Annotated in this window: 2 protein-coding genes and 1 pseudogene; all 3 read right to left on the bottom strand. The window is 50.1% G+C overall.

Annotation, left to right across the window (positions count from 1 at the left end):
• Positions 1-578: 578 nt before the first annotated feature.
• Positions 579-1,151 (bottom strand): hypothetical protein, encoded by a 573-nt coding sequence (locus ABRP64_RS11540; RefSeq protein ID WP_150851540.1) that lies wholly within the window; start codon positions 1,149-1,151, stop codon positions 579-581.
• A 428-nt stretch (positions 1,152-1,579) separates the two neighbouring features.
• Positions 1,580-2,311 (bottom strand): 3'-5' exonuclease, encoded by a 732-nt coding sequence (locus ABRP64_RS11535; RefSeq protein WP_349866526.1) that lies wholly within the window; start codon positions 2,309-2,311, stop codon positions 1,580-1,582.
• Between the two features lie 460 nt (positions 2,312-2,771).
• Positions 2,772-2,861 (bottom strand): annotated as a pseudogene (locus tag ABRP64_RS11530) (transposase); the annotation flags it as partial.
• Between the last annotated feature and the right edge of the window lie 74 nt (positions 2,862-2,935).

Below are 2,935 nucleotides of genomic sequence, written 5' to 3'. Positions count from 1 at the left end.
AATGGCCGTGGCCTTTCCCGACCGCTTCGACAAATACCTATAAACCTAGCCCCACACACAAACAACTTGACACGCTCTAAATCTGCGCACCCACGGTGCCTGCCGTATGGCAGGACATATGGATAAACACATAGAAAATATATGTTTCCGAGAATGCGCCACTACCCGCACTGTCTACGTCTAAACGACAGCAGTAATAAATAGGAAAGGGCACTCCCACCAGCGGGAATGCCCTCGTTTACTCGATTCAGAAGGGGAATTTGAGGCCTAAGATAAGGCCCACGATTGTGTCACACATACCCAAATAGGATAAATAACTGATGCCCGTATAGATCTCATTTAAGGGGAGACTTTGGTCCTGCGCCAAACTGTATAAGTTCCGACGAGAAAAATGACGGCAAAGACTCCAGCGATTCTAAAGTAGAAAAAACCATTTTCTAATCTACGAGAAATATCGGCTAATGAGGTTGAATTCCCCTCAGCCAAAGCCTTAGCAACGTGTATCGCATTTAAACCGCCAATAAGATACCCGAGACAAAGCGATAACGATATAAAAATCGCAATCTTCATCAGAGCTACTAAGGATGAATTGCGTGACACTGCTCTCCCTTAAATTCTCCCATTACAAATAGACGTGCACACTCAGCATTGCTTTTAACATCGAAGTTTTTGAATCCGGCATCATGTGCATGCCCAAGAGAGCAATCATTGTGGGTTGCCCCCTTACGGGTTGCATGAATCCCATTCTCGTCTCTATTTTGGTAGTCCACTCTCCAGTTACACAGCGTTCCGTTAGTAAACGTCACGGATGCACTTTCGGAGTCTATGTGACCGCCTTTACCCTTAATTGCATGCTCAAGATTCACTACGGGAACTTTGAAGTCATGCCCTTGAAACGTAAATCCAAAGCCGCTGATTTGGGCCGATCCGAATGCTGATCTATCCGCAGTGTTCGGAACTGGATCACTTCCTTCAGGAAGGTAATTGTAGGCCGTTGGATCAGTACTTTGGTAGTTTCCGCCCATAATCGTTTGGGACTCTTCCTGCTTTCCTTGTGTCGTTTCTGCTTGAGCGGTTCCAGACAAGACAGGAAGGATAGCCAAGGCAGATAGAAGGGAAGCGGCAGTTTTCAACATCTTAGTCTTATTCACAGTTTTCCTAACCATAAGAAACACCTTACTTATACTAAAGTAAAGCTGAAATTTGCTGTCGTCAAGGCAGTAAACTTATACGCAGTCGTCAGCCCTTCCATATGTCCGACTGTATGCAGTTTTACCTGCTGGTTCCTGCATTGAACCGGACCCCAAAATGCTAGTCCACAGGACTAATAGACCAAAGGAAATGAGCGGTACCACCAGTTCCTACGAGAGTCCAGCGTGGGCAAAAGGAAAGAGGGTGACAAGGAACAGGAAGTACTGCGCTTGTTCGCGGCTGACGGTCTGGATAATTAAGACCAAAACAACCGTGAGCACGGCGAGGGACCCAAGACCCCACTGACCCGCGTGGCACGTCTTGCCATATGTGAAAGCATATGGCTACTTCTACAGGCCACTGTGTCCAGTGTGTGCTGGTAGTAGGTCTATATATTGCGGGGGAGTAGTGGTGTGACGTGGCTTCCTCGCCAGGTATTGGTGGCGTGAAATGCTTCGCCTTGACGCAAAATCGTGCGGCCAATTTCGCCGCGCTTGAACCCGAAGAGGGCGTGGAGCATGTTCACCGTGGCGGTCGCATCAGCTACCGCTGCGTGCGCGTCCGGATTGTCCAGTCCCAGGCGGTCAAGAAGTGCTGGTAGGTTGTAGGGGCCACGGTCGAGTATTTGCTTGGCAAGGTCAATGGTGTCAATAAACGGGAAGAACTCGTCCTCGTCATCGTCGACGCCGGTCATGCGGTCGGTCTCGGCGATGATCATTTTTGAGTCGAAGGGGGCGTTGTGGGCAAATAGATGCATGCCGTCGATGTAGCTGGTGAAGTCACCATATACCTCGCTAAACGTTGGGGCAGTAGCCACCATGTCGTTGGTAATGCCGTGAATATGGGAGTTTTTAATGGCCTTGCCGTCAGGGTTGAGCAGTGTGTGCCAGGAGTCGACGGGGTTGAAATAGCTGTCTGCACGCACGGCAGCGAATTCAATGATGCGGTCGTAGCGCTTGTTAAAGCCGGTGGTTTCGGTGTCAATAACCGCAAAGACCGGTTTGCCCGGTGTGCGTGGGGTGTAGCGGTTGAGGAGGTTTTCTAAAAAGCCCATGGGCTTAAGCCTAGAGGCCCATACCGACATGCCAGCCTGGACGCTATCGAACACTACGGTCAGCACTGTTTTCTGTGTAGTGTCCCTGGGGCACTTAGTTACCTTTTCTGATTTTGCCGCTCTTTTTCTTTGTCCAAGAGTTTAGGAGATACAACGGCCACGTGGAGAGCAATAAGGTGTGTGGTTGTTTTGGGGTGTGTGGTGGCAACCAAATCTTTGATTTGGGCGGCAGCCCAACGAGCCGCAAGGCGAGGCGGGAGCATAAACAGTAACCCGTAGTGAACGGTTTTGTTGGTTGATCGGCTGGAGATATAGATCTACAGGGATATAGTTATAAGCCACCTGGGAAAATAGGGTCAAGTCCCGTGTAGTGGTGTAGTGGTTTGTGCTTTCGGCTCGGTATGAAGTTCGGGGTGCTGGTTAGGCGGTTAGCTGGTGGTGGTCGCCACGATGATCTCCTGGGTGGTGCATGAGGTGCTTGGTGTGTTCGAGTGCTGAAAGTGACATGTAGCGTTTTTGTTGGAGGTCAAGTCCATTGACGAGCTGTGTGCCATGAAACCCCCAGTTTTGGGGCTACTGCCTGGCACGCGGGGTGCATTGACATGTTTTCCGCGAGCGTGTCAAGTTGTTTGTGTGTGGGGCTAGGTTTATAGGTATTTGTCGAAGCGGTCGGGAAAGGCCACGGCCATT

This window comes from Corynebacterium sp. KPL4015, assembly GCF_040225725.1.
In the GTDB taxonomy this organism is placed as follows: domain Bacteria; phylum Actinomycetota; class Actinomycetes; order Mycobacteriales; family Mycobacteriaceae; genus Corynebacterium; species Corynebacterium rhinophilum.
This window is presented reverse-complemented; position numbering and strand designations above follow the sequence as displayed.